The organism is Paraburkholderia sp. SIMBA_053 (assembly GCF_046534895.1).
Taxonomy (GTDB): Bacteria; Pseudomonadota; Gammaproteobacteria; order Burkholderiales; family Burkholderiaceae; genus Paraburkholderia; species Paraburkholderia caledonica.
Genome location: NZ_JAWRXU010001061.1, coordinates 1 through 258, shown reverse-complemented (window position 1 = coordinate 258; position 258 = coordinate 1). Strand labels below are relative to the sequence as shown.

At 62.4% G+C, this 258-nt stretch carries 1 protein-coding gene; it reads right to left on the bottom strand.

Features of this window, described 5'->3' with window-relative positions; all coding sequences use genetic code 11:
* Nucleotides 1-258, bottom strand: a 258-nt coding sequence (locus SB753_RS38880) for an AMP-binding protein (protein WP_410805391.1), incomplete at both ends; no start/stop codon positions are given.

The window sequence follows — 258 nt, the reverse complement described above, 5'->3', positions numbered from 1 at the left end:
ACCGTCCTTGAGCAGGTCGCCGAGACCCGTGACGATCACGTTCTGCACGCGCGTGCCCGGCAGCGAGTCTTCGACGGTCTTCGCGAAGTTCTCGAACACCACGATGGTCTGCACGGCGCTATCCTTCAACTGATGCGACAGTTCGCGCACCGTATAGAGCGGATTCACGTTGACGACGATCGCGCCCGCCTTCAGCGTGCCGAACAGCGCGATGGGATACTGGAACGTGTTCGGCAGCATGATCGCGACGCGAGCGCC